Source organism: Streptomyces sp. NPDC055239 (assembly GCF_053606205.1).
Genome location: NZ_JBSGRD010000033.1, coordinates 1 through 4,472, shown reverse-complemented (window position 1 = coordinate 4,472; position 4,472 = coordinate 1). Strand labels below are relative to the sequence as shown.

Genomic DNA, 4,472 nt, shown 5'->3' with positions numbered 1-4,472 from the left:
GCCGCGCCCGCCGAGGAGCCGGCATCGGCCGACGAAGCCGAGCCGGTACGCGACGGCGTCGTGCCGTGGGTGCTGTCGGGGCGGACCGAGGCGGCACTGGCCGAGCAGACCACTCGTCTACTGGCCCGGATCAGTGAAGGGTCCGCGCTCGACCCGCGGGATGTGGGATTCACGCTGACCGGGGGACGTGCAGTCCTTGAGCACCGGGCGGTGGTTCTCGGTGGTGGTGGTTCGGAGTTTGCCTCTGGTCTGAGGGAGTTGGCCGTCGGCCGCCCGGCGACGGGTGTCGTCGCGGGCCGTGGCGCGTCCTCCAACGGTGTGGTGTTTGTGTTCCCGGGTCAGGGTTCGCAGTGGATCGGCATGGCTCGTGAACTGCTTGAGTTTTCGCCGGTGTTCGCGGCGCGGATGGCGGAGTGCGCCGCCGCTCTGGAGCCCTACGTTGAGGGCTGGTCGCTGCTGGATGTGGTGCGGGGCGGCGATGAGGAGGTGTTGCGGCGCGTTGATGTGGTGCAGCCGGTGCTGTTCGCGGTGATGGTGTCGCTGGCAGAGCTGTGGCAGTCGTTGGGTGTGCGTCCGGCCGCGGTGGTCGGGCATTCCCAGGGCGAGATCGCAGCCGCGTGCGTGGCCGGGGCGCTGACGCTGGAAGATGCGGCGCGCGTGGTGGCGCTGCGCAGCCGCGCGATCCTGCGACTGTCCGGACGCGGCGGCATGGTCTCGGTGCTGGCTCCCGAGGAGCAGGTGACCGGACGGCTGACGGATGGACTTCAGGTCGCGGTGGTCAACGGACCCGAGCAAGTCGTCGTGTCCGGCACTCCCGACGAACTGGACACATTGATCGCCGGGTGTGAGGCGGATGGAATTCAGGCGCGTCGTATCGCGGTGGATTACGCCTCCCACTCGCCGCAGGTCGAAGACCTCAAGGCCGAACTCCTGGACGTACTGGCCGACATCACACCTCGTAGCGGTCACATCCCGTTGTTCTCGACGGTGTACGGCGAGGCGATCGACACCGCCGTGATGGATGCGGAGTACTGGTTCACCAACCTGCGTCAGACCGTCCGCTTCGACGCCGCCCTGGAGGCACTGCTTGAGGCCGGGCACCGCGTCTTCGTCGAGAGCAGCCCCCACCCCGTCCTGACGGGCGCGGTGACCCAGGCCGCGGAGAGCAGCGGCGTGGCCGGTGTGATCGCGGTCGGCACGCTCCGCCGCAACGAGGGCGAGGAGTCCCGGCTGCTGCAGAGCCTGGCCGAGGTGTTCGTCGCGGGCGTCGACGTGGACTGGTCACCGTGGGTAGCGGGCGGACGCCTGGTCGAGCTGCCGACCTACGCCTTCCAGCGCCGCCGCCACTGGCTACCGACGGGCCGTTCGGTGGTGGACGCCGCCGGGCTCGGACTGCATCCCGCAGGGCATCCGCTGCTCGGCGCGGCCGTGCGCCTCGCGGGCGGCGACGACGTCGTACTCACCGGACGCGTATCCCGCGCCACCCACCCGTGGCTGGAAGACCACGCCGTGTTCGGCACAGTCATCCTGCCCGGCACCGCCTTCGTGGAAATCGCCCTCCGAGCAGCCGACGAAGTCGGCTGCGAGGTGCTGGAGGAGTTGACGCTGGAGCGTCCGCTGGTGCTGTCGGGGGATGCCTCGGTGGCGGTGCAGGTGTCGGTGGGGGCTGCGGACGATGCGGGGCGCCGGTCAATCGCCGTGCACTCCCGGGTCCAGGACGCGGGCGCGGATGTGGACGCTGACGCGGGGATGGAGTGGGTCCGGCACGCTGTGGGTGTGCTGGCCGCCGGCCCGGTGGTGGCGCAGGAGCGGCTGGAGGGCACGTGGCCGCCCGCAGGAGCCCAGCGCGTCGACATCGCCGACGCGTACGAGCGGCTGGCCGATGTGGGGTACGGATACGGGCCCGTGTTCCAGGGCCTGCACGCCCTGTGGCATGTGGGCGACGAGACGTTCGCCGAGGTCCAACTGGCCGTCGAACCCGACGCATTCGGCATTCATCCGGCGCTGCTGGACGCCGCACTGCACCCGCTGCCGTCGGGTGACATGAAGGTGCCGTTCTCGTGGAGTGGGGTGCGGCTGCATTCGGTGGGCGCGTCCGCCCTGCGGGTACGACTGACGCGGAACGCCGATGGTGCCGTGCGGCTTGCGGCGTTCGACGGTGCGGGTCTGCCGGTGGTGACGGTGGACGAGTTGCGGTTGCAGCCGATGTCGCAGGAACAACTGGGTGCGGCAGTGGCCGCTGATCCGCTGTTCGAGGTGCAGTGGACAGATGTTCCGGTTCCGAACGGCGCCGGGAGTGTGCCGGCGGAGGTCGTGGTCGAGTACGTCGAGCCCGGCGGCGACGTCCCTACGGTCGTGGCCGAGGTGCTGGAGGCCGTGCAGCGGTTCCTGGCGGTGTCGGCGGACGATGAGGGTGCCCGGCTGGCCGTGGTCACCCGTGGTGATGTGACGGGGACGCCGGATCCGGCGACGGCTGCGGTGTGGGGTCTGCTGCGCTCGGCGCAGGCCGAGCACCCGGGTCGGGTTCTGGCCGTCGACACGGCGGAGGGCGATGACCTGAAGGAATCTGTGGCGCTGGCTGTTGCCTGTGGTGAGCCGCAAGTTGCCGTGGCCGGGGGCCGGTTGTTCGTTCCGCGGTTGGTGCCGGTTGCCGTGGACGCGGGAGTGGTGCCGGAGTGGAAGCCGGACGGGACGGTGCTGATCACCGGTGCGGGCGGGGCGTTGGGCGGGTTGGTGGCCCGCCATGTGGTGGCCGAGCACGGGGTGCGGCATCTGTTGCTGGTCGGGCGTCGGGGTGCTGAGGGCTCGCAGGAGCTGGTCGATGAGCTGACGGCGGCCGGAGCGACGGTGTCGTTCGCGGCCTGTGACGTGGCCGACCGGGCCGGGCTGACGGCGGCACTGGCCGGCATTCCGGCCGGGCATCCGCTGACCGCGGTGATTCACGCAGCGGGAGTACTCGACGACGGCGTCGTGACCGCCCTGACACCAGAGCGCCTAGACACAGTCATGCGGCCCAAGGTCGAGGGTGCACGGCTGCTGGATGAACTGACGCGTGATGCGGACCTGGCGGGCTTCGTCCTGTTCTCGTCGGCCGCCGGTGTGATGGGCACCGCAGGACAGAGCAACTACGCGGCGGCAAACGCCTACCTGGACGCGCTGGCCCAGTCACGCCGGGCGGAAGGCCTCGCCGCGACATCGCTCGCCTGGGGCCTGTGGACCAGCGACAGCACGATGACCGCCCACCTCGACAACGCCGACCTCGCCCGACTGACCAGGGGCGGGCTCGCCCCGATGTCCCCGGCGCAGGGACTGGCCCTCTTCGACACGGCTCTCGCCGCCGACCGGGCCACCCTGTTCCCCGCCCGCCTGGACCTGCCGGCTCTGCGGAACCAGGCGGCACAGAACAATCTGCCCCCGGTCTTCAAGTCTCTCGTCCGTGCACCCGCGCGCCGTGCGGCAGCAGCCGTAGGCGCCGGCCAGTCCTCGTCGTGGAGCGCGGGCATGGCGGCTCTGGATGCCGCGGACCGTGCGGCCGCGCTGCTCGAACTGGTCGGTTCACAGGTCTCGTTGGTACTGGGGCATGGTTCGGCGTCCTCGGTGGACGCGGACCGGGCCTTCCGCGAGCTGGGCTTCGACTCACTGACCGGCCTGGAACTACGCCAGCGTCTGCAGACCGCGACCGGCCTGCGGCTGCCCTCCACACTGGTCTTCGACTACCCCACCCTGACCGCACTCGTCGGCTTCCTGGACCAACAGATCCAAGGCACCCACACCGGCCCGACCGCCCCGGTCGCCATCACCACACCCACGGACGACGACCCGATCGTCATCGTCGGCATGGCCTGCCGCTACCCCGGCGGTATCGACTCCCCCCAGGAACTGTGGCAGGCGACCCTGAACGGTGTCGACGCGATCACCGAGTTCCCCACCGACCGCGGCTGGGACATCGCGGACCTCTACGACCCGGACCCCGACCGCGCTGGCAAGACGTACACCCGCCGCGGCGGATTCCTGCACGACGCCGCGGTGTTCGAGCCCGAGTTCTTCGGGATCAGCCCGCGTGAGGCTGTAGCGATGGACCCGCAGCAGCGGCTGCTTCTGGAGACCGCCTGGGAGGCCCTGGAGCGGACCGGCGTCGACCCGACCTCACTGCGCGGCAGCAGAACCGGCGTGTTCGCCGGACTGATGCCCGGAGAGTACGGACCCCCGCTGCACGAACCCGTCGAGGGCATGGACGGCTTCCGCATGCTCGGCAACGCGTCGAGCGTGGCCTCGGGCCGTATCGCTTACCAACTGGGCCTGGAAGGACCCGCGATCACGATCGACACCGCCTGCTCGTCGTCGCTGGTGGCCCTGCACCTGGCAGCGCAGGCGCTCCGCAACGGCGAGTGCACCCTGGCACTGGCCGGCGGCGTGACCGTGATGTCCACACCGACGACATTCGTGGAATTCTCCCGACAACGGGCCATGTC

1 protein-coding gene is annotated in these 4,472 nt (G+C 70.5%); it reads left to right on the top strand.

All coding sequences use genetic code 11. The annotated features are described in order from the left end of the window. Positions 1-4,472: SDR family NAD(P)-dependent oxidoreductase (locus tag ACWFRJ_RS44495; RefSeq protein ID WP_453544807.1), on the top strand; the 4,472-nt coding region annotated here is incomplete at both ends.